The 26,080-nt window shown below is 72.3% G+C and carries 21 protein-coding genes; 9 read left to right on the top strand and 12 right to left on the bottom strand.

Going from position 1 to position 26,080, the window contains the following annotated elements; translation table 11 throughout:
• Window positions 1-3: 3 nt before the first annotated feature.
• The 3 genes from ACFY04_RS23950 to ACFY04_RS23940 form a co-directional block, all read right to left on the bottom strand.
• Window positions 4-1,017: a TolB family protein gene (locus ACFY04_RS23950; RefSeq protein WP_389119595.1), complete on the bottom strand. Its 1,014-nt coding sequence runs from the start codon at window positions 1,015-1,017 to the stop codon at window positions 4-6.
• Window positions 1,018-1,019: 2 nt separating this feature from the next.
• Window positions 1,020-2,441, bottom strand: coding sequence for an MFS transporter (locus ACFY04_RS23945; RefSeq protein WP_389119442.1), 1,422 nt, complete (start codon window positions 2,439-2,441; stop codon window positions 1,020-1,022).
• A gap of 165 nt (window positions 2,442-2,606) precedes the next feature.
• A complete protein-coding gene (locus tag ACFY04_RS23940) occupies window positions 2,607-3,539 on the bottom strand; it encodes a glycosyltransferase (protein ID WP_389119441.1) in 933 nt (310 codons plus the stop codon).
• A 372-nt stretch (window positions 3,540-3,911) separates the two neighbouring features.
• On the opposite strand from ACFY04_RS23940, the gene ACFY04_RS23935 reads away from it, so the two are divergent.
• Genes ACFY04_RS23935 through ACFY04_RS23905 form a run of 7 tightly spaced genes read left to right on the top strand, consistent with a single transcriptional unit; the run spans window position 3,912 to window position 13,472 of the window.
• Window positions 3,912-5,009: a Gfo/Idh/MocA family protein gene (locus tag ACFY04_RS23935; protein WP_051880537.1), complete on the top strand. Its 1,098-nt coding sequence runs from the start codon at window positions 3,912-3,914 to the stop codon at window positions 5,007-5,009.
• A 58-nt stretch (window positions 5,010-5,067) separates the two neighbouring features.
• Complete coding sequence (locus tag ACFY04_RS23930) at window positions 5,068-6,063, top strand: NAD-dependent epimerase/dehydratase family protein (RefSeq protein ID WP_389119440.1); 996 nt, start codon at window positions 5,068-5,070, stop codon at window positions 6,061-6,063.
• A complete protein-coding gene (locus ACFY04_RS23925; protein ID WP_389119439.1) occupies window positions 6,060-7,214 on the top strand; it encodes a DegT/DnrJ/EryC1/StrS family aminotransferase in 1,155 nt (384 codons plus the stop codon). Before ACFY04_RS23930 ends, ACFY04_RS23925 begins: the two co-directional genes overlap by 4 nt.
• The gene (locus ACFY04_RS23920) at window positions 7,211-7,984 is read left to right on the top strand and encodes a NeuD/PglB/VioB family sugar acetyltransferase (RefSeq protein WP_314250254.1); all 774 of its coding nucleotides are present in this window, start codon (window positions 7,211-7,213) and stop codon (window positions 7,982-7,984) included. Before ACFY04_RS23925 ends, ACFY04_RS23920 begins: the two co-directional genes overlap by 4 nt.
• Window positions 7,981-9,096, top strand: a complete 1,116-nt coding sequence (locus tag ACFY04_RS23915; RefSeq protein ID WP_389119438.1) for a DegT/DnrJ/EryC1/StrS family aminotransferase — start codon at window positions 7,981-7,983, stop codon at window positions 9,094-9,096. Before ACFY04_RS23920 ends, ACFY04_RS23915 begins: the two co-directional genes overlap by 4 nt.
• Before the next feature lie 30 nt (window positions 9,097-9,126).
• Window positions 9,127-12,426, top strand: coding sequence for a DUF4082 domain-containing protein (locus ACFY04_RS23910; RefSeq protein WP_389119437.1), 3,300 nt, complete (start codon window positions 9,127-9,129; stop codon window positions 12,424-12,426).
• Entirely contained in the window at window positions 12,423-13,472 is a 1,050-nt protein-coding gene (locus ACFY04_RS23905; RefSeq protein ID WP_373041443.1) for a glycosyltransferase, read from the top strand. Before ACFY04_RS23910 ends, ACFY04_RS23905 begins: the two co-directional genes overlap by 4 nt.
• Before the next feature lie 17 nt (window positions 13,473-13,489).
• Here the strand turns inward: ACFY04_RS23905 and ACFY04_RS23900 are convergent, their stop codons facing one another.
• Complete coding sequence (locus ACFY04_RS23900; RefSeq protein WP_389119436.1) at window positions 13,490-14,194, bottom strand: Wzz/FepE/Etk N-terminal domain-containing protein; 705 nt, start codon at window positions 14,192-14,194, stop codon at window positions 13,490-13,492.
• An 80-nt stretch (window positions 14,195-14,274) separates the two neighbouring features.
• Between ACFY04_RS23900 and ACFY04_RS23895 the strand changes: the two genes are divergently transcribed.
• Window positions 14,275-16,290, top strand: a complete 2,016-nt coding sequence (locus tag ACFY04_RS23895; RefSeq protein ID WP_389119435.1) for an O-antigen ligase family protein — start codon at window positions 14,275-14,277, stop codon at window positions 16,288-16,290.
• Window positions 16,236-17,225, top strand: a complete 990-nt coding sequence (locus ACFY04_RS23890) for a glycosyltransferase (RefSeq protein WP_389119433.1) — start codon at window positions 16,236-16,238, stop codon at window positions 17,223-17,225. Before ACFY04_RS23895 ends, ACFY04_RS23890 begins: the two co-directional genes overlap by 55 nt.
• 187 nt (window positions 17,226-17,412) lie before the next feature.
• Here ACFY04_RS23890 and ACFY04_RS23885 read toward each other — a convergent pair whose 3' ends face one another.
• The 8 genes from ACFY04_RS23885 to ACFY04_RS23850 are packed head-to-tail and all read right to left on the bottom strand — an operon-like array spanning window position 17,413 to window position 25,884.
• A complete protein-coding gene (locus tag ACFY04_RS23885; RefSeq protein WP_389119431.1) occupies window positions 17,413-18,210 on the bottom strand; it encodes a glycosyltransferase family 2 protein in 798 nt (265 codons plus the stop codon).
• Between the two features lie 22 nt (window positions 18,211-18,232).
• A complete protein-coding gene (locus ACFY04_RS23880; RefSeq protein WP_389119430.1) occupies window positions 18,233-19,303 on the bottom strand; it encodes a hypothetical protein in 1,071 nt (356 codons plus the stop codon).
• A gap of 6 nt (window positions 19,304-19,309) precedes the next feature.
• Window positions 19,310-20,764 carry an oligosaccharide flippase family protein gene (locus ACFY04_RS23875; RefSeq protein WP_389119428.1) on the bottom strand — a complete coding sequence of 485 codons (1,455 nt, stop codon included), beginning with the start codon at window positions 20,762-20,764 and terminating at the stop codon, window positions 19,310-19,312.
• Window positions 20,761-21,516 carry a chain length determinant protein gene (locus tag ACFY04_RS23870; RefSeq protein ID WP_389119427.1) on the bottom strand — a complete coding sequence of 252 codons (756 nt, stop codon included), beginning with the start codon at window positions 21,514-21,516 and terminating at the stop codon, window positions 20,761-20,763. The genes ACFY04_RS23875 and ACFY04_RS23870 overlap by 4 nt, the downstream gene beginning before the upstream one ends.
• Before the next feature lie 22 nt (window positions 21,517-21,538).
• The gene (gene wecB / locus ACFY04_RS23865; RefSeq protein WP_389119426.1) at window positions 21,539-22,681 is read right to left on the bottom strand and encodes a non-hydrolyzing UDP-N-acetylglucosamine 2-epimerase; all 1,143 of its coding nucleotides are present in this window, start codon (window positions 22,679-22,681) and stop codon (window positions 21,539-21,541) included.
• Between the two features lie 4 nt (window positions 22,682-22,685).
• Window positions 22,686-23,942, bottom strand: a complete 1,257-nt coding sequence (locus tag ACFY04_RS23860) for a nucleotide sugar dehydrogenase (protein ID WP_030009430.1) — start codon at window positions 23,940-23,942, stop codon at window positions 22,686-22,688.
• The gene (locus ACFY04_RS23855; protein ID WP_389119424.1) at window positions 23,942-24,718 is read right to left on the bottom strand and encodes a WecB/TagA/CpsF family glycosyltransferase; all 777 of its coding nucleotides are present in this window, start codon (window positions 24,716-24,718) and stop codon (window positions 23,942-23,944) included. Before ACFY04_RS23855 ends, ACFY04_RS23860 begins: the two co-directional genes overlap by 1 nt.
• Window positions 24,715-25,884: a hypothetical protein gene (locus tag ACFY04_RS23850; RefSeq protein ID WP_389119423.1), complete on the bottom strand. Its 1,170-nt coding sequence runs from the start codon at window positions 25,882-25,884 to the stop codon at window positions 24,715-24,717. The genes ACFY04_RS23855 and ACFY04_RS23850 overlap by 4 nt, the downstream gene beginning before the upstream one ends.
• Window positions 25,885-26,080 lie beyond the last annotated feature (196 nt).

Raw genomic sequence — 26,080 nt, 5'->3', positions numbered from 1 at the left:
GTGTCAGCCGAGGCGGGCCGGTGAGGAGGCTCCGGGGGCCAGCAGCCGCGGGGTGCCACTGCCGTCCGCGGGCACGGTCCACAGGTCCGTGCTGTCGGCGGCGCCGTCGGTGGGCAGGCCGTAGGCGAGCGTACGGTCGTCGAGCCAGGCGGCCTGGTCGTCCACGCTGCGCTTCTCGGCGAGCGCGTGGTCGCGCAGTGTCCCGAGGTCCATCACGTGCTCGCGCCAGAGCGAGGCCCCGGCCCGGACCCGCTTCTTGTACGCGATGCGCGTCTCGTCCGGGGACAGGGACGGGCATTCGACGTTCTTGGCGAGGGTCTTGACGCTGCGCCCCGAGATCGAGCCCTTGACCAGGTGGGTCTCGCCGCCGGTGGAGACGGTGGCGTAGAAGGTGTCGTCGTCCTTGGAGAAGGTGACCCCCCAGAAGTTGACGTCCTGGGCGCGGTGCTCCCGGCCGTCCATGTCGATGGCGAACTCCTCCAGGTTCGCCTCCAGCTTCCAGGTGCGGGTGTCCACGATCGCGGTACGGGTGGATAAGAAGGCGGCGCCGTACGACTCGCCGGAGACGAAGACGGTCCAGGCGACGAACCGGCCGCTGGGTGAGACCCGGGCCCGGCTCGGGGTGCCCGCGAGGGGGAAGCTGCGCAGCGTGCGCAGTTCGGAGTCGACGATCAGGGCCTTGTTGTCCTGGGCGAGCGCGCCGGGCGTGGAGCGCAGGCATACGCCGGTGCCCGCGGCGGCGTAGAAGCGCTGGCAGTTGAGTTCGGAGGTGGTGCGCGCGGACTCGGGTGCGTCGGCCGGGACCGCGGCGAGGGCCCCGCGGTGCGGGCCCTGCCCGCCGTTGAGGAAGGCCAGGGAGCCGGGCCGGTCGAGCGTGACGGTCCCGGCGGCGACCGTCGGGCCGCCCGCCGACGGCTTGTCGTCGCGGGTGGCGGCGCGCAGCACCAGCGCGGCGGCGAGGCCCCCGAGCAGCAGGACCGCCACCGCGAGGACGAGCAGGCGGCGTGACTTCGACAGCGTCATCTGGGGGGCCTCACGGGCTTCGGGTTCGGTTCGGTTCGATTCGCGTCGGGCCGGGTGTCCTGGGGCGCCGACGGGCGCAGGACGAAGCCGGCGACGGCGGCGCAGCACAGCAGGCCGGCCGCGGCGGCGGCCAGTGCCGGGCCGGTGCCCCAGAGCGTCCAGGCCCCGCCGAAGGCCAGCGAGCAGCCGAAGCGGGCCAGCGCCTGGCCGGTGCCGACCAGGGCCATGCCGGTGGCGCGCAGCGCGTCGGGGACGGTGGCGGCGACGGCGGCGGGCAGCACGCCGTCGGTCGCGGCGTAGAACATGCCGTGCAGGGCGAGGACGAGGTAGGGCAGGGCGGGCCAGGCGGGGGCCCACAGCAGCAGCCCGTAGCCGGCCAGCAGGAGGGCGTGGCCGGTGAGGAAGACGGTGCGCCGGCCGATCCGGTCGGCGAGGGCTCCGGCGGGCACGGCGAGCAGCAGGAACACGGCGGCGGTGCCGAGCGGCATGAGCGGGAACCACTGGTCGCCGATGCCGGTGCGGCGTTGCAGGAGCAGGTAGACGAAGGCGTCGCTGACGGTGGTCAGGCCCAGCAGGACGGCGCAGACGGCCAGGTTGCGCAGCCGGGGCAGGCGCAGCAGGCCGAGCGCGTCGCGCAGCCGTACGGGGGCGGGCCGGTCCGCGTCACGAGCCGGGGCGGCGGTGGTGGCCGTGGAGGCCGGGGCGGCGGTGGTCGCCGTGGACGCCGGGGCGGCGGTGGCCGGGGTTGCGGCTCCGGCGGACGGTGTGGGCCTCGGGTCGCCGCCGGACGGGACGAAGAGCATGAGCACCACGACACCGAGTACGGCGACGCAGGCGCTGACGCCGAAGACGGCGTCGTAGCCGTCGACCGTCAGGCTCAGGATGAGGAAGGCGGCGAGCGGGCCGAGCAGCGCCCCGGTGGTGTCCATGGCCCGGTGCACGCCGAAGGCGCGCCCTTGTAACTCGGGTGGTGTGGACAGGGAGATCAGCGCGTCGCGCGGGGCGGTGCGCAGTCCCTTGCCGGTGCGTTCCAGGGTGAGGATCACGCTGATCGGGCCCAGGCTGTGGGCGAACAGGAGCAGCGGTTTGCACAGGGCCGACAGGCCGTAGCCGATGCCGGCGATCAGCTTGTGGTTGCGGACCCGGTCGGCGAGGTGGCCGCCGGTCAGCTGCACGAGGGCGCTGACCCCGTTGTAGACGCCGTCGAGCGCCCCGAAGCCGAGGGGGCTCAGGCCCAGCCCGGCGATCAGGTACAGGGGCAGCACGGCGGTGACCATCTCGGAGGAGATGTCGGTGATCATGCTGACCGTGCCCAGGGCGAGGACGGTCGAGGCGACCGCGGGGCCCCGGACGGGTCCCCGGTCAGGAGCGGTCTTCGCGCCCTCGGGCGCGGGCGCGGAGCGGTCCGCGAGGTACATGCTCTGGAGCTCCCGATGCCGACGGACTTGAGCGCACTCGAACGTGCGAGTGGAACCCTAATGGTTGTACGGGCCAACGGTGGGGCGTTCGACCGGATTTGGCCGTCCCCCCGCTGCCGACCCGACCCGGGCCGAGGCGGGGCGGGGTGGGGTGGGTGCAGGGGGTCAGCCCTGCCGGCTGCTCTCGTCCCGCAGCCAGGTGGAGAAGTCCTGGTCCCGGATGGCCTTCCGGGAGCCCCGACGGGCGACGAGCGCGGCCACCACGAACACCACCACCCCCGGCAGCAGCGCCGGTCGGGCCCACAGCAGGGCGCGCAGATCCGCCGTGCCCGTCCGCGCGGTCTGCTCGGACACCGGCTCCGGCGCCCGCTCCGACACCGGCTCCGGCGCCCGCTCCGGCGCCCGCTCCCGCGCCTCTTCCGGCGCCTCGGTCTGCCGCGCCGCCTGGAAGCGCTCGAACTCGGCGGAGGAGGTCGCCGCGCGGACCCGCCGCCTGATCAGATCGGACCAGGTGCGCGGCGGACGGACGACCACCCGGGCCTCCTCGACCACGCGCCGCTCACCGGGCCCGAAGGCGAGCGACGCGGCCAGGTCGTCGGCCATCAGCGGGGGCAGCGCGGCGATCCGCGCGTGCCCCGCCTCGGTCACGGCGATGACCCCCCGGCCGAACAGCCCCTCGCGGACGGCGGGCAGTTGCTGCCACACCCGGTAGTACGCCCGCACCGGCCAGGCGCAGCCGGCCAGCGGGATGTCCCGGCCGGGGGCGGCGGCCAGCAGCTCCGGGTTCCGGTCGAGGGCGCCCACCAAGGCCCGTACGTCGGCGTCCCCGACGACGACGTCGGCGTCCACGTACAGCCGGGGGAAGCCCCGCGCGTGCTCGTCGCCGACCCGAAGTGCCTCATGTTTGGAGGGAGTCGGGATCTCGACCACGCGCACGCGGTCGCCGCGCCCGGCCGCCACGCGGGCGGTGTCGTCCGTACAGCCGTTGCACACCACGACGATATCGGGCCCGGACACCGAGGTGTCGGCCAGGAGCGCGTCGAGGAGCCGGCCGATGACCCGCCCTTCGTTGTGGGCCGGTATCACGATGCTGGTCACCCGGGCAGTATGCATGGTCGAACACCCGCTCCAGGCGATTACGTCAACTCTGCCCGGGGGTACGCCCGGTGGGCTAGATTGAGCGGCGCCGACCGGATTCGGCACGCTTCGGCGACGCCGGTGTCCGGCAGCGGCAAAGGCGGTAGGCGGTACGGGTTCGGCCTGCTTGTGGGGAACAGGCGGCCGGGCCGGGGGGCGAAGCACGCGGATCACGTAGGGCATCGGTTGTGGGGGGCCATCACCGTTGAGCAGGTCACGCACCGGACGCGCAGGCGTCCGGGCTGCCGTCGACGGCATTTCCCTCCCTCACACGCGTCCCGGCCATGGGTTGGCGACACGCCGTCCGGCGTGCGCGAAAGGAAGGGAAACGCCGTGAAGGACACCGCGAAGGACGCGGGGCAGGCCGCGGGCGCCACCGGCAAGGGGTCCGCCCCCTTAGGTGTCGCCGTGGTCGGTGCGGGCTACTGGGGCCCCAATCTCGTCCGCAACTTCCAGTCCAGTGATCAGTTCCGGCTGCGCTGGCTCTGCGACCTGAACGTGGACCGGGCCCGGCAGGTGCTCGGCGCGTACTCCACGGTCCAGGCGACCGGCGACTACGAGGCGGTCCTCGCCGACCCGGAGGTTCACGCGGTCGCGGTGGCCACCCCGGCGGGAACGCATCTCGACGTCGCGCTGGCCGCGCTGCGCGCCGGCAAGCACGTCCTCGTGGAGAAGCCCCTCGCCGCCACGTACGAGGACGGCCTGCGGCTGGTGAACGAGGCCGAGGAACGCGGTCTCACGCTGATGTGCGACCACACCTACTGCTACACCCCGGCGGTGGGCCGGATCCGCGAGATGGTCCGCTCCGGCGAACTCGGCGAGATCCACTACGTGGACTCGGTACGGATCAACCTGGGGCTCGTCCAGAAGGACATCGACGTCCTGTGGGACCTGGCCCCCCACGACCTGTCCGTCCTGGACTTCATCCTCCCGGACCACGTCCAGCCCGTCGCCGTCGCCGCGCACGGAGCCGATCCCATCGGAGCCGGCCAGTCCTGCGTGGCCTATCTGACGCTCCAGCTGAGCACCGGCGCCATCGCGCACGTGCATGTCAACTGGCTCTCCCCGACCAAGGTGCGCACCACCATGGTCGGCGGGTCCAAGCGCACCCTGGTGTGGGACGACCTCAACCCCACCCAGCGCGTCGCGGTGTTCGACCGCGGGGTGGACCTGAGCGCCCCGCAGGAGATCGGCGCGGACGAGCGCCGGGACATGCTCGTCTCCTACCGGACCGGCGACATGGTGGCGCCCGCGATCGGTGAGAAGGAGGCCCTGCGCAGCATGGTCGAGGAGTTCGCCGCGTCCATCAGGACGGGACGGCCGCCGCTGACGGACGGCCGGGCGGGACTGAAGGTGCTGGACATCCTGGAAGCCGCCTCCCGGAGCCTGGAGTTCCGCGGAGCGGTCGTCGGACTGCGCACCGGGCGTTGACCCTCCGCAGTCCGATCACACGCAAGACCACGACCGAAGATCCAGTGGGGGCAGGGCGTTGAGCAGCGTACGAGGCAAGAGGATTCTGGTCACCGGAGGGGCGGGCACGATCGGCTCGCACCTGGTGGACCTGCTGGTGGACAACGGGGCACGCGAGGTCGTGGTGCTCGACAACTTCGTGCGGGGGCGGACCGCCAACCTGGCCCGCGCCCTGCCGAGCGGGGTGGTGGACCTCGTCGAGGGCGACATCCGCGACGTGGCCGCGGTGCGCAAGGCGACCGAGGGCGCCGAGCTGGTGTTCCATCTCGCCGCCATCCGGATCACCCAGTGCGCGGAGGAGCCGCGGCTGGCGAACGAGGTCATGGTGGACGGCACCTTCAACGTGCTGGAGGCGGCCGCGGCCGCCGGGGTGGGCAAGGTGATCGCCTCGTCCTCAGCCTCGGTCTACGGCCTGGCCGAGCAGTTCCCGACCGCCGAGCGCCACCACCCGTACAACAACGACACCTTCTACGGTGCGGCGAAGGCCTTCAACGAGGGGGTGCTGCGCAGCTTCCACTCCATGTACGGGCTGGACTACGTGGCCCTGCGCTACTTCAACGTGTACGGGCCCCGGATGGACATCCACGGCCTCTACACCGAGGTGCTGATCCGCTGGATGGAGCGGATCGCCTCGGGCGAGCCTCCGCTGATCCTCGGCGACGGCCTGCAGACCATGGACTTCGTCGACGTCCGGGACATCGCGCGCGCCAACCTGCTGGCCGCCGAATCGGACCTGACCGACGAGGTGTTCAACGTCGCGAGCGGCACCGAGACCAGCCTGCTCCAGCTCGCGCACGGCCTGCTGGAGGCGATGGGCGCCGAGGGCCTGGTGCCCGAGCACGGCCCGGCCCGCGCCGTGAACGGCGTCACCCGCCGGCTCGCGGACACCTCGCAGGCCTCGGAGCGGCTCGGCTTCACCGCAGAGATCGACCTGCGCACCGGCCTGCGGGACCTGGTGCAGTGGTGGCGGGCCGAGCGCGCCGCCGACGCGGCGGCCGCGGAGGCGGGACGATGAGCGCCCCGGACGCCGCCCCCGCCCGGATCCCGGTGATGGTGCCCTGGCTGGGTGAGGAGGAGGCGAAGGCCGCCGCCGACGCGGTGCTCTCGGGCTGGGTGGCCCAGGGTCCCCGGGTCGCCGAGTTCGAGCGGGCCTTCGCCGAGCGGGTGGGCGCCGAGCACGGCATCGCGGTGAGCTCGTGCACCACCGCCCTGCACCTGGCCCTGATCGCCCTGGACCTCGGTCCCGGCGACGAGGTGATCGTCCCCTCGCTGTCGTTCATCGCCACGGCCAACGCGGTGCGCTACGTGGGCGCCCGGCCGGTGTTCGCGGACGTCGAGGAGGCCACCGGCAACCTCACCCCGGCCACCGTGGACGCGGTCCGCACCCCGAGGACCAAGGCGGTGATCGCCGTCCACCAGGGCGGGGTGCCCGCGGACGTGCACGCGCTGCGCGCGGTGTGCGCCGACTGGGACGTGGCCCTGGTGGAGGACGCCGCCTGCGGCATCGGCGCGACGGTGGGCGGCAAGTCGGTGGGCCACGGCGCACTGCTCGCCGCCTGGTCCTTCCACCCCCGCAAGGTGATCACCACCGGCGAGGGCGGCATGCTGACCACGGACGACGCGCAGTGGGCGGAGCGGCTGCGCCGGCTGCGCGAGCACGGCATGAACGTGTCCGCCGCGCAGCGCCACGCGAGCAGCAAGCCGGTCGTCGAGAGCTACCTGGAGGTCGGCTACAACTACCGGATGACCGACATCCAGGCCGCGGTCGGTCTGGTGCAGCTCGGCAAGCTGGACGAGATCGTGGCCCGGCGGCGCTCGCTGGCGGCCCGGTACACGGAGCTGCTGAGCGGGATCCCGGGACTGCGGCCGGTCCAGGACCCCGGTCACGGCCAGGGCAACTTCCAGTCGTACTGGGTGCTGCCGGCCGAGGACTTCCCCGTGGGCCGGGACGAACTGCTCGCGGCGCTCTCCGAGGCCGGGATCTCGGCCCGGCGCGGGATCATGGCCTCGCACCTGGAGCCCGCGTACGCGGATCACGGCGCGGCGCCGCTGCCGGTGACCGAGCGGATCAGCCGCGACTCCCTGATCCTGCCGCTGTTCCACACGATGACGCCGGAGCAGCAGGACCGGGTGGTGGCGGTGCTGCGCGAGCAGGCGGGCGGATGAGCGGCCCGCCGCCGCGGACCGAGGATCTGCTGATCGTCGGCGCGGGCGGGTTCGCCCGCGAGACCGCCCAGGCGGTACGGGACGCGGCCGCCGCGGCGGCCGCGTACGGCCGGGCTCCGCGGTGGCGGCTGCTCGGGCACCTCGACGACGATCCGGGCCTGCACGGCCGGGAGGTCGACGGGGTGCCGGTGCTGGGCGGCGGCCACCTCGTGCACGAGCTGCCGGCGGCCCGGGTGGTGGTCTGCGTGGGCAGTCCGCGCGACTACGCCGTACGGGCCCGCCTGGTGCGGCGCCTGGGGCTGCCCGGGAGCCGCTACGCCACGGTGGTCCATCCCACGGCGGTGGTCTCGGGGTCCTCGCTGCTCGGCGCGGGTTCGGTCCTGCTCGCGCACTGCGTGCTGACGGCCGCCGTCCGGCTCGGGTCCCACGTGGCGGTGATGCCGCACGTGGTCCTCACCCACGACGACCGGGTCGGGGACTTCGCCACGCTCGCCTCGGGCGTCCGCCTCGGCGGCGGGGTACGGCTGGGGCGCGGGGCGTACGTGGGCGCGGGAGCGCTGGTGCGCGAGGGCACGTCGGTCGGCGCCTGGTCGCTGACCGGTATGGGAAGCACGGTCCTGGCCGATGTGCCGCCCGGTGAGGTGTGGGCCGGAAGCCCCGCCCGCCGGCTGCGCGAGGCGGGTGGCCCGGCGCTCGACGAGCTGCGGGCCGATGGCGAGGAGACGGCCGGCCGTTGGCCGGAGACACGGATGGGGAGCACAGTCGCATGAATCAGATACCGCTGGTCGACCTGAAGGCGGCGCACGCCGAGGTCGCCGAGGAATTACGGGCAGGATTCGACCGTGTGCTCGCCGACACCGCTTTCATCGGCGGTGCGGAGGTCCGCGCGTTCGAGCGTGAGTACGCCGACTTCGCGGGGGTGGGGCACTGCGTGGGTGTCGCCAACGGCACCGACGCCCTCGAACTCGCCCTGCGTGCGAGCGGGGTGGGCGTCGGCGACGAGGTGGTGCTGCCCGCGAACACCTTCATCGCCACCGCGGGCGCCGTCGCCCGGATCGGTGCCCGCCCGGTGCTGGTCGACTGCCTCCCCGACACCCTGCTGATGGACCCGCGGGCCGCCCTGGAGGCCGTGGGCGGGGCCACCCGCGCGGTGGTCCCCGTCCACCTCTACGGGCAGTGCGCGGACACCGCGGCGCTGGCGGCCGGGCTTCCGGCGCACGTGAAGATCGTCGAGGACGCGGCGCAGAGCCAGGGCGCGACCCGCGGGGGCCGCTCCCCCGGCAGCGGGGGCATCGCCGCGACCAGCTTCTACCCGGGCAAGAACCTGGGGGCGTACGGCGACGCGGGCGCGGTGGTGACCGACGACGAGGAGAGCGCGGACCTGATCCGGGCCCTGGCCAACCACGGCGGCATCGCCAAGTACCGCCACGACGTGGCCGGGTTCAACAGCCGGCTGGACGGCCTGCAGGCCGTGGTGCTGCGGGCGAAGCTGGCCCGGCTGGCCGAGGGGAACGCGGCCCGCCGGGCCGCCGCCGCCCGCTACGACGAGCTGCTGGGCGGCCTCGCCGCCGCCGGGCAGGTCACCCTGCCGGTCACGGCCGAGGGAAATGTCCACGTGTGGCACCTGTACGTCGTACGGGTCACCGGAGCGGACCGCGACACCGTCGTCGGCAAGCTCAACGCGGAGGGCGTCGGCGCGGGCGTGCACTACCCGGCGCCGGTCCACCTGACCCCGGCCTTCGGTCACCTCGGCCACGAGCGGGGCGACTTCCTGCACGCCGAGCAGGCGGCGGACCGGATGCTCTCGCTCCCCCTCTTCCCGCAGATCACCGCCGACCAGCAGCAGCGGGTCGTGGAAACGCTCCGCAACGCCCTGCGCTGACCCCGCGCTCACGCAAACAATGAGGTCCAGATGAACAGACGGACAAGGTTGCTCCGTTACGGTCTCTTCACCGTGATCGCGGCCTTGACGGCCACGGTCCTGCCACCGGCGACGGTGGCCGGTGCGGCCGATCCCTGCGGTCCCACCACGAACGCGATCGTGTGCGAGAACTCCAAGCCCGGCACGCCGATGGAGGACTGGTTCGCACCCAGCGCGTACGGCGACATCAAGGGCTTCCCGGCCCAGACGAGCGTCCAGGCCGGCGAAACCGTGCAGTTCAAGATCCAGTCGCCGACCGCCTACAAGGTCTCGGTCTACCGCCTCGGCCACTACGGCGGCACCGGGGCCCGCCTGCTGTCGACCGCCGCCCAGGCGGCCCAGACGTACCCGGCGAACTTCGCGCCGGGCGGCAACCCGGCGGCCTGCACCAAGAAGGCCGCCACCGGCCTGGTCGACTGCGGGAACTGGCCCGTCACCGCGACGTGGACCGTACCGGCCGACGCCGTGTCCGGGCTCTACGTCGTCAACTTCGACCAGGCGGACGGCAACGGTGTGATGCCGTACCCGTTCGTCGTCCGCAACGACTCCAGCCACTCCGACATCGTCGTGCAGACCAGCGACCAGACCTGGCAGGCGTACAACAACTACGGCGGCCAGGACCTGTACGACGGCGGCGGCCCCGCCCCGGACGGGCGGGCGTACGAGGTCAGCTACAACCGGCCCATGGACATCGGCGGGGACAACGGGATCTACGGGTCCGAGTTCCAGATGGTCTCCTGGCTGGAGCGCAACGGCTACGACGTGAGCTACATGTCCGGCATCGACATGTCGGTCCGCGGCGGGACGCTGCTGCAGAACCACAAGGTCTTCCTGTCCTCCGGGCACGACGAGTACTGGACCCAGGAACAGTTCACGAACGCGCTGAACGCGCGCCGGGCCGGGGTACACCAGACGTACTTCAGCGGCAACGAGGTCTTCTGGAAGACCCGCCTGGCGCCGAGCATCGACGGCGCCAACACCGCCAACCGGACCCTGGTCTCGTACAAGGAGACCAAGCTGTCCTTCCCCCAGCCGAACGGCATCCCCGACCCGAGCGGGATCTGGACGGGCACCTTCATGGACCCGGCCAGCGCCACGGGCGGCCGGCCCTTCCAGCCGCAGAACCAGCTGACGGGCTCGATGTTCAGCGTCAACGGCTACCGCAGTGACGCGATCACGGTGCCCGGCACCTTCGCCAAGCAGCGGCTGTGGCGCAACACCACGGTCGCGAACCTCACCCCCTCGCAGACCGCCACCTTCCCCACCGGCACGCTCGGCTACGAGTGGGACAGCGACGTGGAGAACGCCAGCCGGCCGGCCGGGCAGATCACGATGTCCTCCACCACGGTGGACATCGAGGACGGCAAGCTCCTCAAGGACTACGGCAACACCTACGGGAACGGCACCGCGACGCACAGCCTGGTGGCCTTCCGCGACCAGACCTCGCACGCGCTGGTGTTCGGCGCCGGCACGGTGCAGTGGTCCTGGGGCCTGACCAACATGCCCACGGGCAACCCGGACGACGCCGTGATCACCGCCGACAAGCGGATGCAGCAGGCCACGGTGAACGTCTTCGCCGACATGGGCGTCCAGCCCAGGTCCCTGCAGAGCGACCTGGTCGCCTCCACCGCCTCCACGGACACCGTGGGCCCGGCCGTGACGGTGACCAGCCCGGCGGCGAACGCCACCGTACCGGCGCTGCGGCCCGTGACCATCACGGGCACGGCCGCCGACACCGGCGGCGGCGTGGTCGCCCGGGTGGAGGTCTCCACCGACGGCGGCACGACCTGGAAGGCGACCACGGGCCTCGGCTCCTGGAGCTACAAGTGGACCCCGACCGTTCCGGGCACCGCGCAGATCAAGGTCCGCGCGGTGGACGACAGCGTCAACATCGGTGCCACCACCACGGTGCCGCTGACCGTGGGACCCCAGCAGTGCCCCTGCACCGTATGGCCCGCCGCGGCCGTGCCGGGCACCGTCAACGCCGGTGACGGCAGCGCCGTCGAGCTCGGCGTGAAGATCCGTTCCTCGGTGGCCGGTTCGATCACCGGCGTCCGCTTCTACAAGTCCCCCGCCAACACCGGCACCCACACCGGCAGCCTCTGGAGCAGCACCGGCCAGCGCCTGGCCACCGGCACCTTCACCAACGAGACGGCCTCCGGCTGGCAGCAGCTGAACTTCGCCACGCCGGTCCCGGTCAAGGCGAACACCACCTACGTCGCCTCCTACTTCGCCCCGCACGGCGGCTACTCCTTCGACACCACCTTCGCCGGCTCCGACGCGGGCCTGGCCCCGCTCACCGCGCTCAAGAGCGGCACCGACGGCGGCAACGGCGTCTACCGCTACAGCGCCGCGGGCGGGTTCCCGTCCACCGCCTCGTCCGGCAGCAACTACTGGGTGGACGCGGTCCTGGACACCTCCACCGCGAGCACGACCCCGCCCACCGTCACCACCACCTCGCCGCAGTCCGCGGCGACCGGCACCCAGATCACGGCGGCCGTGTCGGCCACCTTCGGCAACGCCGTCGACGCGGACACCCTGGTGTTCACCGTCAAGGACTCCGGCGGCGCCACCGTCCCCGGTACCAAGGTGCTGGGCGCGTCCAACAGCGCGACCTTCACCCCGTCCTCCGAACTGGCCCTGAACTCCACCTACACGGCGTCCGTCCAGGCCTCCGACCTGTGGGGCAACGCCATGGCCGCGCCGGTCACGTGGAACTTCACCACGAGCGCGAGCCCGCCGACCGTGAACTGCCCCTGCACCCTGTGGAACGGCGCCGCGACACCGAGCACCGCCAACGTGGGTGACGACGCCAACTCCGTGGAACTGGGCACCCGTTTCCAGTCCGCGGTGAACGGCTACGTCACCGGTGTCACCTTCTACAAGGGCCCCGGCAACACCGGTACGCACACCGGGAGCCTGTGGTCCGCCTCCGGCACCCTGCTCGCCACCGGCACCTACGGCAGCGAGACCACCTCCGGCTGGCAGCAGCTGCAGTTCGCCACGCCGGTCCAGATCACCGCGGGCGCCACGTACGTGGCCTCCTACCACGCACCGAACGGCAACTACTCCGTGGACGGCGGCTACTTCACCGGCGCGCACCGCTCCTATCCCCTGGTGGCCCCGGCCGACACGGCCGGCAGCGCCAACGGGCTCTACAAGTACGGGGCGGCCACCGCCTTCCCGACGAACACCTTCGGCTCGGTGAACTACTGGGTCGGCCCGATCTTCACCACCACCGCACCGGCCGCCGCGCAGTCCGGGCTGTCCACGGAGGTGAGCGGGCAGTGAGCACGGTCAGCGTGGTGATCCCCTGCTACAAGTACGGCCACTTCCTGGCGGACTGCGTCAAGAGCGTGCTGGACGAGCAGGAGGGCGTCGACGTGCGCGTGCTGATCATCGACGACGCCTCGCCCGACGACTCCGCGGAGGTCGCCCGCGCGCTGGCGGCCGCCGACCCGCGGATCGAGGTACGGGTCCACGAGAGCAACAAGGGCCACATCGCCACCTACAACGAGGGCCTGCTGGAGTGGGCCGACGGGGACTACGTCGCGCTGCTGTCGGCGGACGACCGGCTGGTCCCCGGCGCCCTGGTACGCGCCGCCGCACTGCTCGACGCGCATCCGGAGGCGGGCTTCTGCTACGGCAGGCCGCTGCGCTTCCAGCACGGCGGACCGCTGCCCGCGGCCCGCACCCGCAGCACCGGATCGGTCGTCTACCCCGGACGGTGGTGGCTGGACCGGCGGTTCCGGGAGGGCACCGGGTGCATCACCTCACCCGAGGTGGTGGTCCGCACCAGTCTCCAGCGCAAGGTCGGGGGCTACGATCCGGAGCTGCCGCACGCCGGCGACATCGAGATGTGGATGCGGCTCGCGGCGCACGCCGACGTGGGCTACATCCGCGGGGCCGACCAGGCCTTCTACCGGGTCCACGGCAACAACATGTCCACCACGGACTTCGGCGGCCAGCTCGACGACCTGCGCCAGCGCCTCGTCGCCTTCGACTCGGTGCTCGACAAGTGCTCCGGGCTGCTGCCGGGGGCCGACCGGCTGGCGCTGTCGGCGCGCACCCGGCTCGCCCGGTACGCGCTGCGGCGCGCCTACCGGGCGTACGACCGGGGACGCACCGCGGTGGTACCGGTCGACGAGCTCGTGGAGTTCGCGGCGGAGTGCCTGCCCGGGGACTACACGAAGCTGGCCGAGTACCGGGCGCTGCTCCGGCGCCGGCGCATCGGGGCGCGCACCATGCCGTACCTCCAGCCGCTCGTGCTCTCGGCCGTGGCCGACCGGGGGCGCGAGTGGCTGTGGTGGCGGTCCTGGAAGCGTCGAGGGATTTGATGACTCGAACGCCGTGTTCAGCGGGCCGCCCCGGCAAGGGCGGTCCGCTCGGGCTCCTCGGCCCGGACCACCGGACCGGCGTCGGCGGCGGCCTCGTGCCGCCGCCGGCGCCGGCTCCGGCGTGTCAGGAGCCGGTCGGTCCACAGGGCCACCACCACACCGCCGACCCCGCCCAGCAGGGCGGCTCCGGCGAGGCCCCGGCTCTTGTTGCCGGTCTGCACCACCGCGGTGGGCGGCACCAGGAGCGTCACGCTCATCCGCGCGGAGTCCGGGACCCCCTGCTGCGTCTGCATGTCCGTCAGGTGCTTCGTGTAGATCTCGATGATCTTCCGGACCGCCGTGTCGGCGGCGACCGGGTCGGCCTGCTCCGCCTGGACCTGGAGCGAGGGGATCAGATAGCGCGGGGTGACGCTGGTCCCGCTGTTCCGCGGAATCATCCGGTAGGTGCCGCGCACCCCCGCGGCGCGCAGCTCGTCGGCCCCCTCGGGCGAGTCCAGCTGCTGCACGGCGGCGTAGGAGACGGCGGCGAGCGGCGGTTGCAGATTGGCCAGCTGGTTGGGCTGGTTGTCCGTCACCGGCGGCTTGAGCACGACGATCGCCGTGCTCAGGTACGTCTGGGTGGGGTGCAGCACTTGCACGGCTCCGGCGGCCGCGAGCACCGCCGCCACGATCAGCACGTACCAGCGCCGACGCAGCGCACGGATCAACTCACCAGGCGACACAGGGATTCCTTCCGTTGTGACCGATCTTTCCAGGACACGGGTAGGTCCGCCATCAATTGCGGCTTGCCCGGGGGGTGTTCATGAGCATCGGTGAGATCCTCGCGGTGCTCCGGCGCCGCTGGTACGTGATGGTGCCGATCACGCTGATCAGTCTGCTCGCGGGGGCGCACCTGTACCGGTCGGTGCCGGTGGCCTACCAGTCGCAGAGCTCGGTGGCGCTGCTCGACTCGACGGCGGTGGCCGAACTGGCCCCCGCCTTCGGCAATCCCATCTCGAACGCCGGCGGTTCGCTGGTGGTCACCGCGGACGTGCTGATCAGGACGCTGTCGGGGACGGACGCGGCGCGGGACCTGCAGGGCATCGGGGTGACCGATCCCTACACGGTCGGGTTCGCCGCGAACACCTCGGGGCCGATGCTCACGCTGACCGTCACGGGGACCGACCGGGCGAATGTGCTGGAGGAGACCAACAAGCTGACCGCGTTCGCCGGGGAGACGCTCAACGCGCTCCAGGCGGCGGCCAAGGTCAAGCCCGCGTACATGGTGCAGACGGCCCCCGTGGTGCTGCCGCAGACCCCGGTGCCGCAGATGAAGAGCCGCTACCAGCAGGTGCTGGGCGTCGTCATCGTGGGCACCACCGCCGCCTTCGTGCTCTCCTTCCTGACGGACAGCCTGCTGGCGGCGATCCGCCGCAGGCGCGCGGCCGCGGCCGCCCCGGCCCGGGGGCGCGGGCGCCGCAAGCCGTGGGGCCGGCAGCTGGACGCGACCGCCCTGCTGAGCTGCTATCTGGCGCTGGCCTTCTTCGTCCCGTCGAACCTGACCCTGCCCGGCATGGGCGGGGTGGGCACCCCGGCCAACGTGTTCGCGCTGCTGTGCCTGTTCTGGTACCTGGCGGCGTGGATCACGGGCCGGATCCGGCCCGCCCCCGGCACCCGGCTGCCGCGGGTGGTGATGTGCCTGCTGGCCTTCTCAGTGCTGGCCTCGTACCTCGCGAACGCGATGCGCGGCAGCTCGCACAAGGAGGTCCTCGCGGCGGACCGCGGGCTGATCGGGCTGCTCGTCTGGGTGTCCCTGGTGGTACTGGTGTCCGCGGGGATCCAGGACCGCGAGCGCCTGGACGTGCTGCTGCGCCGGGCCGTGGTGATGGGGTCGGTGGTGGCCGCCATAGGCTTCTACGACTTCTTCACCGCGACGAACATCGCCGACAGCATCAGCATCCCGGGCCTGCAGTCCAGCGTCGCCCAGATCACCACGCTGGACCGGGGTTCCTTCACCCGGCCGCGGTCCACCACGGCGCAGCCCCTGGAGTTCGGCGGGATGCTCGCCGTCATGCTGCCCTTCGCCGTGCAGCAGGCCTTCGATCCGGTACGGCGCCACCTGCGCGCGTGGCGTCGCTGGGGGCCGGTGGTGCTGATGGGCGGCGCGCTGCCGCTGACGGTGTCGCGGACCTCCATCATCGGGGCGCTCATCGTGATCCTGGTGATGGTGCTGCGCTGGAAGCCGGAGCGGAGGTGGGCCGCGATCGGTCTGCTGATGGGCTCGGTGGCCTGCTTCAAGGTGATCATCCCCGGGCTGATCGGCACCATCACCGCGCTCTTCGCCTCGTTCCTGACGAACTCCGACAGCAGCACCCAGGCCCGTACCGTCAAGTACAGCGCGATCGTCCCCTATCTCACCGAACGGCCGCTTTTCGGGCGGGGCTTCGGAACCTTCCTGCCCGAACTGTTCTTCTTCACCGACAACCAGTACATGCTCACCCTGGCGGAGATGGGCCTCGTGGGGGTGCTCGCGCTCCTGGTCCTGCTGTTCACCGGAATCCACCAGGGCGGTGCCATCCGCAGGCTGGCCCGCACGGAGTCGGACCGGGAGCTGGGGCAGGCGTTCTTCGCATCCGCCCTGGTCTCCCTCGTCATCGCCGCCACCTTCGACGCCCTCAGCTTCCCGATGTTCGCCGGGGTGTTCTTCCTGACGATCGCCGCCGGAGGCAGCTACCTCGGGTTCATCCGGCGCGCGGCGCCGGAGCCCGCAACCGTGGAGTCCCCATGCAGTTCAGCCAGCCAGCCGCCCGCCGACCGGAGCCGGGTGCCGGCCCTGTAGCGGTCCTCGTCGTCACCTGGAACAGCGCCGGGGTACTCCCGGAGTTCCTCGCCTCGCTGCCCGGGGGCATGGCCGGGCTCGACTGGCGCCTGGTCGTCGCCGACAACGACTCGGCCGACGGCACCGTGGAGCTGATCCGTTCCCTGGCGCCGGACGCGACGGTCGTCCAGACCGGCCGCAACGCCGGCTACGCGGCCGGGGTGAACGCCGCCCTGGGGGCCGCGGCCGCGTGGGAGGGCGGCTTCCGGGCGGCCCTGGTCTGCAATCCGGACGTCCGAATGAGGCAGGGCTGCGCCAAGGTGCTCGTGGACGCGCTGGGCACGGGCGCGCCCGGCGGCGGCCGGGTCGGGATCAGCGTCCCGCTGCTGTACGAGGAGGACGGCCGTACGCTGCTGCTCTCGCTGCGCCGCGAGTCGCGGGTGACCCGGGCGCTCGGCGAGGCGGTGCTCGGCAATCGCCGGGCCGGGCGGTTCCCGCGCTGGAGCGAGATGGTCACCGATCCGTCCGCGTACGAGCGGGCCACGGTCGCGGACTGGGCGACGGGCGCGCTGATGGCCCTGTCCGGGGAGTGCCTGGAGGCGTGCGGGGACTGGGACGAGTCCTTCTTCCTGTACTCGGAGGAGACCGAGTACTGCCTGCGGGCCCGGGACCTCGGCTTCGTCACCCGGCTGGAGCCCGCGGCCACGGCCACCCATCTGGGCGGGGACTCGCGGGTGTCGCCCCGGCTGTGGACCCTGCTGACGCTCAACCGGGTCCGGCTGTACGGGCGCCGGAACGGTGCGGCGGCGACCGCCGCGTTCCGGGCGGCCGTACTGCTGCGGGAGACCTCCCGTGCGGTGCTCGGCCGGCCCGCGAGCCTGGCGGCCGCGAAGGCCCTGGCCAGCCCGTCCGCGCTGAGGGCCACGCCCGGACCGAGTGCTTCGTCGAGGACGTGATCGAGGCCGGGCCGCGGATCACTGTCGACGGCCGGATGGATCCGGCGCGGCTGAACCGGATCGCCGGGTGGCACGGCATCACGTACGAGGAAGGCTAAGGGCTTGCAGAGAATTAACCTGGGTGTTTCAGCTCTTGACAGACCAGGTCATGCAGGGTGTTCGATCACAGGTTGATTCTCTGCAAGCCCTAAGGGCTGTCCCAACTGGTCCAGAAGCTGTCCGGGTTGACCAGGTAGCGGACGGTCGCCCGGGGCAGGTGGCGCACCTCGTGGCGGCGGCCGTAGCGCCGGACCAGCTCCCAGTCCTCGCGGGGCAGCACCTCGGGGGGGCGGCGCAGCCGGCTGAAGTACAGGGACCGGTTGCGCCGCGCCACGAAGGCGTTGGTGTCCAGGAAGGCCTCGTGGGCGGCGCGGCGGCGGTCGAAGGGCACCGAGAGGACGTCCCGGTCGGTGCCGTCGGGCAGCACCCTGCGCAGTGCGGTGTAGACGGCGTCGGGCCCGTCGGGAGCCTCCAGCGTGGCCAGGGCCTGCTCCAGGTGGTCGGGCTCCCAGAGGTTGTCGTCGTCGAGGAAGGCCACGTAGCGCGACCTGGTCAGCCGGATCCCCACGTTGCGCACGACTCCGGCGGTCGCCGTGTTGCGGGCCAGGGAGACCGCGAACAGGCGTGGGTCGTCAGGGAGTTCGGGCAGGCCCGCGCCGTCGTCGACGACGATGACCACCTGGTCGGTGACCGTCTGGCCGAGCGCGGAGCGGACCGCCGCGCGCAGTGCCTCCGGGCGCCGGTGGGTGGGGATGACGGTGGCGACCAGGGCGGCCGGGGGCTCGCCCAGGCCGGTGGCGAGCCGGTGGGTCTCGGCGTCCTCGAAGCGGCGCAGCCGCAGGGCGGAAGGGGCGAGCAGGACCTTGTTCCTGGCTTCGAAGAGCACCAGCCAGCCGAAGGTCCGTTTGAGCAGTTCCCAGGGGGCGCGCGCGATCCGGCGCATCATGTCCGGTCGGTCCTCTCGGTGGTCAGGAGGCGGGTGGGGGTTCGACGGGCCTGCCGTCGGACATGCGGTTGCCCTTCCACACGTTCCCCGCGCCGCCCGCGTTCCAGGCGGTGGCGGCGCCGTAGGCCCCGGCGGCCGGGTGGTACTGGGTGGAGAAGACGTTGTTCGTGACCTGGATGCCGGTGGCGCCCGGGCCGCCGCCGTAGAGGGCGTAGGCCCCCCCGGCCAGCCAGTTGCCGTCGACGACGACGGAGGAGACCACTCCGGTGTCGGCGAACAGACCCACGGCCGCGGTGGCGCCCCGGTCCACCGCGGTGGAGTTGAGCAGCGTGTTGCGGCGGATGGTCAGCCGGCCCTTGTTGCCGCCGCCGCTGATGACGGCGTCGGTGTGCTGCCATTCGCCGCCCTGGTTGCGGAACGCGACGATGTCGTGGACGTAGTTGTCGTGCAGATCGCCCTGCCCCATGGACAGGGCGTTGCCGAACACCGAGATGTCGCACCAGCCGACCTCGATCGAGCTGCCGCCCATGTTGGAGACCGCGTAGTTGACCCCTCCGTTGTCGGGGCCCTTGCCGGGCACGGCGGTGATCGTGGTGTGCAGGACCTTCAGTCCGCTGAACCCGGGTCGCAGGTTGATCCCCCACCAGTTGGTCGAGGTGATCCTGCTGTCGATGACGGTGACGTCGTTGGCGTAGATGTCGAGGGACCCGCGGATGTCCCAGCCCTTGATGACCGTGCCGTCCGTCTTGACGGACATGTTCCCGGTGTCGTGCCGCTCCAGCTCGATCCGCGGGCCGGTGGTGCTCGCGTCGGGGAATCCGCAGGTGCCGGGCGAGGTGCAGGCGGGGGTGGTGGGCGGCGGTTCGCTCGCCGGCGGAGAGGCGGTCGGGGAGGGCGGGCCGGAGGTGGCCGGCGCGGCCGAGGGCGAGGGCGGGGGCGGGTCCGTGGCGGAGGGGGTGACGGGCCCGGTGGCGCCGGGCGCGGCCGCGTGCTCGTTCACGCCGGTGCGGTCGGCCTGGTAAAGGGTGAGGACGACGGCGAGCACCACTCCGGCGAGCAGCCACGCCGTCAGGCGCCTTCGGTGCTGTGTCACAGCTGTCTACCCTTTGAGTAAGGCGCGGCCGGGCAGGACGCACAGGACGTAGCACAGGGTGCCGGCGGCTCCGGTCGCCAGGAGCGCGAGCACGCTGTCGCCCAGGTACCGCTCCAGGACGAGGAGTACGGCGGCCATCACCGCGCCGCCGAGCAGCGGCCAGGCGCAGGCCCGGGCGACGGTGCCCAGCCGGATGCCCCCGCGGTGCAGGGCGAGGAGGAACACCGGGACCACGACGGCCCCGGCGACCAGGACGTGGCCCTGGGCCACTCCGACGATCCCGCCGGAGTGGGCGCCGATCACGAGGACCGGGATCAGGATGATCAGCCAGAGTCCCTGGACGCCGATGAGCGAGCGGCGCCGGCCGATGGCCACCAGGCAGTCGTAGGCGAGTTCGCAGCCGATGCGGACCAGGCCGAGCGCCATCAGCCAGGGCAGGGCCCGGGCGGCGGGCAGCCAGCGCTCACCGTAGACGAGCTCGACGACGGGGGCGGCGAGTGCGGCGAGCAGGACGCAGATCGGGACGGTGCCGGCCATCACGACGCCGAGGGCGCGGGCGAATCCGGCGGCCAGTGCCTGCGGCGAGTCGGCCAGCCGGGAGAAGCCCGCGAAGGAGACGCGGCGGGCCGCTTCGGAGATGATGCGCACGGGCCAGCCGGAGATGTTGAAGGCGAGCACGTAGAAGCCCAGGGCCAGCGGGTCCAGGGCCGAGCCCACCACCATGGTGTCCACGTTGACCACGCCGAGGGCGAGCATGCTGGCACCGGCGAGCGGCAGTCCGAACTTCAGAAGCGCGCGGGCCTGTTCCCGGTCCCAGCCGAACTTCAGGGTGCCGGGGGCGGCGAGGCAGCAGCCGATGAGCGCGGCCACGTTGCCCACCACGGATCCCCAGGCGAAGCTCATGGCGCCCCAGCCTTCGACCGCGAGCAGCAGGGTCACCGCGGTGCTGAGGACGAAGTTGAGCCCGTCGACGGCCATCCGCCTGCCCTGCGCGAACTCCCGGGTGAGGAAGCCGGCGGGGACCTGGGAGAGCCCGTCGAGGACCACGCACAGGCACATCACCCGCAGGACGCCGGAGGCTTCGGGCGAGCCGAGCACCCCGGCCACCGCGGGGGCGACCGCGAAGAGCACGGCGTACAGCAGGCAGCTGGAGGCGGCGCTGAGGGTGAGGACGGTCGGGGCGAAGCGGCGGGGGTCGCCCTCCCAGCGCACGATCGCCAGCGAGACGCCGAGTTCGTTGGCGGAGAGGAGGACCAGCAGGACCGTCTGGGCGATCCCGTACACGCCCCAGGCCTCGGGTCCGAGGAAGAAGCGGGCCAGGACGATGCCGGTGGCGAAGTTGCCGAGGCGCATGACCACGGTGTTGATCAGGCTCCACTTGGCGGCGGAGCCGACCTTGCGCCCCAGCGAGGGCGCGGCCGCCGGGGTGGTGCTCGCGGTGTCCGCGGCGGGGCCGGTCACGGCGATCCGGCCGTACGGGAGGCGGCGGCGGAGCCGGCCGGGTGGGCGACGGTCATGCGCAGGGTGGCCGTCGGGTCACCGGCATCGGCGTCGGTGCCCTCGCCGCTCTCGCCGCCCTCGCCGGGGGCGGGCCGGTGCTTGCCGGGCGACGCCCCCCGGCGCCCCCGGGCCTCCACGAAGAAGGTGGCCACCAGGCTGAGTACGAAGCCCAGCGCACCCGCCATGATCAGGAACTGGAGCCTGGCCTTGGTCTGTGCCTCCGGCTTCTGGGGAGGCACGATCGTGGCCATCCGGATCATGGCGTCGGGGGTCACCGACTGCTGGGTCTGGAACTCCAGCAGCCGCTTCTCGGCGTACGTGGTGAGGATCTCGTCCGACTTCAGCACGGCGGCCTGGTCGGTCCCGACGACGCTCAGCCACATGTAGGGGCCGAGCGCGTTGTCGGCGATCTTCGCCTCGTGCACTCCGGTGACGCCCAGGGACTTGAGGTCGGCCTTGGCGTCGTCGGAGTTGAGGTTGCGGGCCAGGCCGTCGGCCATGCCGGTGAGCGAGGCCTGGGTGCTCAGGAAGGGGTTGCCGTCGAAGGCCACTGTGGCCTTCTTCGAGTTCAGCAGGGTCACCGTGCTCTGCGACCGGTACTCCACCGGGACCAGCAGGTACACGGCGGCGGTGAGCGCCGCCGTGATCAGCAGTCCGGGCAGCAGGACGTACCAGCGCCTGCGCATGACCCGCCAGATCTCCGCGAGATCCATGGTCTTCCCCTTCGAATTGCGTTTACAGCACGTGCTGTCGATCGGTGGCCGCCCCGTGCGACACGAGGTCGGTGGGGCGCGGCCGGGTGTGCGCGGGCGGTCCGTCGAGCAGGACCGCGGCGATCCGCTCGCTCGCCCGGCCGTCCCAGAGTCCGGGGCAGCGCGGCGCGGGCGGATCGTCGAGGACCCGGTTCACGGTGGCGGTGATGCGCTCCGGGTCCGTGCCCGCCAGCACGTTCGTGCCCTCCTCCACGGTGATGGGGCGCTCGGTGTTCTCCCGCAGGGTCACGCAGGGCACCCCCAGGGCGGTGGTCTCCTCCTGGATGCCCCCGGAGTCGGTGAGCACGACGCGGGCGGAGTCCTGCAGGGCGATGAAGTCGAGGTATCCGGCGGCCGGGACCAGCCGGATGCCGCCCGGCACGCCCAGCTCGGCCAGCCGCTCGGCGGCCCGCGGGTGCACGGGCAGCAGCAGCGGACAGCGGTCGGCGATCTCGCCCAGGGCCTTGAGCAGGCCGCGCAGCGCCCCGGGGTCGTCCACGTTGGCCGGCCGGTGCAGGGTGACCAGGCCGTAGCCGCCGCGGGTCAGCCCGTACCGGTCCAGGATGTCCGAGCGCCTGGCCCGGTCCAGGTTGGCGAGCAGGGTGTCGATCATGACGTTGCCGACGACGTGGATCTGGTCCTCCCGGTAGCCCTCCGCCCGCAGGTTCACGGCGGCGTCGGGCGAGGGTGCCAGCAGGTAGTCGCTGAGCCGGTCGGTGGCGACCCGGTTGACCTCCTCGGGCATGCTCCAGTCACGGCTGCGCAGCCCGGCCTCCACATGGGCCAGCAGCGGGCCGGCCTTCGCGGTGACGAGGGCGCAGGCGAGGGTGGAGTTGATGTCCCCGACCACCACGACCGCGTCCGGGGCGAGTTCGCCGATCAGCGGCTCGAAGGCGGCCATGACCCGCCCGGTCTGCTGGGCGTGGCTGCCGGATCCGGCGCCCAGGTAGCGGTCGGGCGGGCGGATGCCGAGGTCGCGGAAGAACACGTCGTTCATCGACTCGTCGTAGTGCTGTCCGGTGTGGACGAGGATCACCTCGGCGCCGCGGCGCTCCAGTGCGTCCATCACCGGTTTGATCTTCATGTAGTTGGGCCGGGCCCCGGCCACGCAGACGATCCTGGTCACGGGGTCAGAGCACCTCCACGGTGGGTCCGGAGACCCGGTTGCGGCAGTCGAGGACGAAGGAGGCGTGCTCGGTGACCATCTGGTAGTCGAAGGAGTCGTGGTCGGTGAGCAGGACCACCACGTCGGCGGCCGCCAGCTCCTTGCGGGTCGGCTCGACCCGCACGAGGCGGGCGTCGACCTTGATGCTCTCCACCACGTGGGGGTCGGCCGCGCGGACCTTGGCCCCCATGTCGAGGAGCAGCTGTGCGATGCGGACGGCGGGCGACTCCCGGGCGTCGCCGGTGTTCTTCTTGTACGCGAGCCCCAGCAGCAGGACCTTGGAGCCGTTGACCGAGCGGCGCTTGGCGTTGAGCGCGTCGATCACGCGGCGCGTCACGTACTCGGGCATGTGGTTGTTGATGTCGTTGGCGAGTTCGACGAAGCGGAAGTTCTGGCCGAGTTCGCGCTGCACCCGCCAGTTGAGGTACGAGGGGTCGATCGGCAGGCAGTGTCCGCCGACGCCCGGGCCGGGGGTGAACTTCATGAATCCGAAGGGCTTGCTGGACGCCGCCTCGATGGCCTGCCAGACGTCGATGTCCAGGTGGCGGGCGAACATCGCGATCTCGTTGACGAGGGCGATGTTGACGTGGCGGAAGGTGTTCTCCAGCAGTTTGGCCAGCTCGGCCTCCTTGGGGGAGCGCACCGGCACGGTGGTGTCGACGAGGTCCCCGTAGAAGGACTCGACGGCCTTCAGCGACCGGGCGTCGACGCCGGAGACCACCTTGGGGGTCTGCTGGAAGCCCCAGACCGTGTTGCCGGGGTCGATGCGCTCGGGGCTGTAGCCCAGGTGGAAGTCCTCGCCCGCGGTGAGCCCGGAGCCGTCCTCCAGGATGGGCGCGAACAGCTCCTCGGTGGTGCCCGGGTAGGTGGTGGACTCCAGGATGACGGTGGCACCCGGGCGCAGGAAGCGGGCCAGGGTGTGCGCCGACTCCTCGATGTAGCGCAGGTCGGGGGCTCCGTCCTGTAAGGGGGTCGGGACGGTGACGACGGCGACGTCGAAGCCGCCGCAGTCCCGGGCCAGTTCGCTGGGGCGGTAGGTGCCGCGCGCCAGCGCGCGGGCCAGCCGTTCGGAGGAGACGTCCTCCACGTACGACTCACCGGCGGCGAGGCTCTTGACCCGCCGGGTGTCCACGTCGTACCCGATCACCTGGTGTCCGACCTCGGCGGCCCGGATGGCCAGCGGCAGTCCGACGTATCCCTGTCCCACGACGACGACGCGCATCAGTAACTCCCCTTCGTGGAAGCGGAACCGGCAGACGGTGTGCGGTGGATGAGTTCTTGGACCGTCATGAGGAGGAAGGCAGCGTTGGTCGTGAGGTAGCGCTTGCCCAGACGGCGCGGCTCCTGGAGGGTGCGGTAGAACCATTCGAGTCCCATCCGCTGCCAGACCAGGGGGGCCCGCCTGGTGATGCCGGCGAGGATGTCGAAGGAGCCTCCGACGCCGTGGACGACATGCGCGCCGGTGCGCTTGCCGTAGCCGGCGGTGAAGATCTCCTTCTTGGGCGAGGTCATGCCGAGGAACAGCAGCCGGGCGCGGCTGTCGGCGATGGCGTCGGCGATCTCCTCCTGGTCGCCGTCGCCGAAGTAGCCGTTGCGGCTGCCTGCCACCCGCAGCTTCGGGAAGCGCTCGGAGATCTGCCCGAGCATCATCTCCAGGACTTCCTCCTGGGCCCCGAGCAGGTAGACGGGGATGTCCGCCACCTCGGCGGCGGCCAGCAGGCGCATGAACAGGTCGATTCCCGCGACCCGTTCGGGCAGCCGGACGCCCAGCACCCGGCCGGCCCAGACCACGGCCTGGCCGTCGGCGAGGACCAGGTCGCAGCCGGCGACCGCCTCGGCCAGGAGGGGGTCGCGCCGCATGTTGACCAGCTTGGCCGCGTTGACCATGCCGATCTCGATCTGTTCCCCGCGCCGCACCGCGTCGAGGCAGCGCTGCACGGTCTCGTCCATGGTCAGCGGGTCGAGCGGGACCCCGAAGAGGGACTGTCGTCGTGTCATCTCTGGATCCCCCCGAGCCAGGCGAAGAGCATCCAGCCGAACTCGTACGGGCGGCACTCGCGGTCCACCGCACCGGGGCGGAAGATCCGGTCGAGCGGGGCGAGCCGGGCGTGCGGAGCCACCCGGGTGGTGAGTCCGCGGGCGGCCCGGACGGCCTTCTTCGGGTCGCCGCGGTAGACCTTGCGCCAGGTGACGCCGAAGTCCTCGCGGATCATCGACTCCCGCGGGTTCCCGGTGGGATCCGCGAGTTCGGGCACGTCGGTCATCCAGCGCAGCCCGCGGCGGATCGCCGGGCCGAAGTCCGTGCCGCCCGCCTCGGCCAGGTCGAACAGGGCGGTCGGGGCCATCGCGTGCTGGTGCACGCTGTAGACCGGGTAGCCCTCCACCACGCCGCCCTCGCGGGCGTCGTAGTGCCACCACCACTGTCCGCCGTCACCCTGCAGTTCGCAGATACGGGCGGCGCAGGCGTCGGCCGCCGCGAGGGCCTCCGGGTCGTCGCCGCTCGCGTGCAGCCGGGCCAGCGCCTGCAGCGGATAGGTCTGGTCGGCGAAACAGGCCACGTGGGACCGGTAGCCGGGGACCAGCCCGGGCTCGGTGGCGTGCGGGAAGAGCGGGCTGTCGCCGACCCTGGCCGCCAGCAGCCGTCCGCGGGCCGCCGCGAGGCGCTCCTCCACGTCCACCACGGCGCGCGCGGCCGCGAGTGCGGAGAGCACCCAGGCCGCCTCGACCGTGTACTGCGGCCGCCCGGGTACGTCCAGTACGGCCACCCGGCCGAGGGCGTCGGACAGTTTGGGATGGCCGGTCTCCGCGGCGGCCCAGGCGATGAGCGCCGCGTCGCCGAGGTTCACCACTCCGGGCAGCCGTTCCACGAGCACGCCCGTGAACTCCTCGGCGGTGCGCCCGCCGAAGAGCGCGCGCTGCCGCTCCTCGGGCAGGAAGCGGGCTCCCAGCGCGGTGATCGCCGCGTACCGGGTGCTCGTTCCCCGCTGCTCCAGGACGGGAGTTCCCTCGGGTGAGGCGACCCCCGCCCGGGTGAACACGAAGGTCTCGGCGTCCGGCAGGTACATCGCCGGAAGCCCCGCCTCGGCCAGCGCGAGCAGCCGCTCGGCGAGGGCGTGCAGCGACTGGTCCTCGTGGGCCAGTGCTCCTAATCGTGTGGTGTTCATCGGGTCCCCACCCCGATTCCCCTGGTGCTCCCCGCACCCCGTATGTCCGAGCTGTACGGCTCCAACACACCTACCCCCCTCTGATCGTTCTCCTCGGACGGACCTGGCGGTCGTCACTCCGCGGAGGGGGACTGCGCATGACGGCGTCCGTGCCCGCGGCGATGTCACGCCGATGGCACGAACCGTCCGAAGGCCG

The sequence above is a fragment of the Streptomyces sp. NPDC001549 genome, assembly GCF_042894025.1.
Classification (GTDB): Bacteria; Actinomycetota; Actinomycetes; order Streptomycetales; family Streptomycetaceae; genus Streptomyces; species Streptomyces kutzneri.
This window is presented reverse-complemented; position numbering and strand designations above follow the sequence as displayed.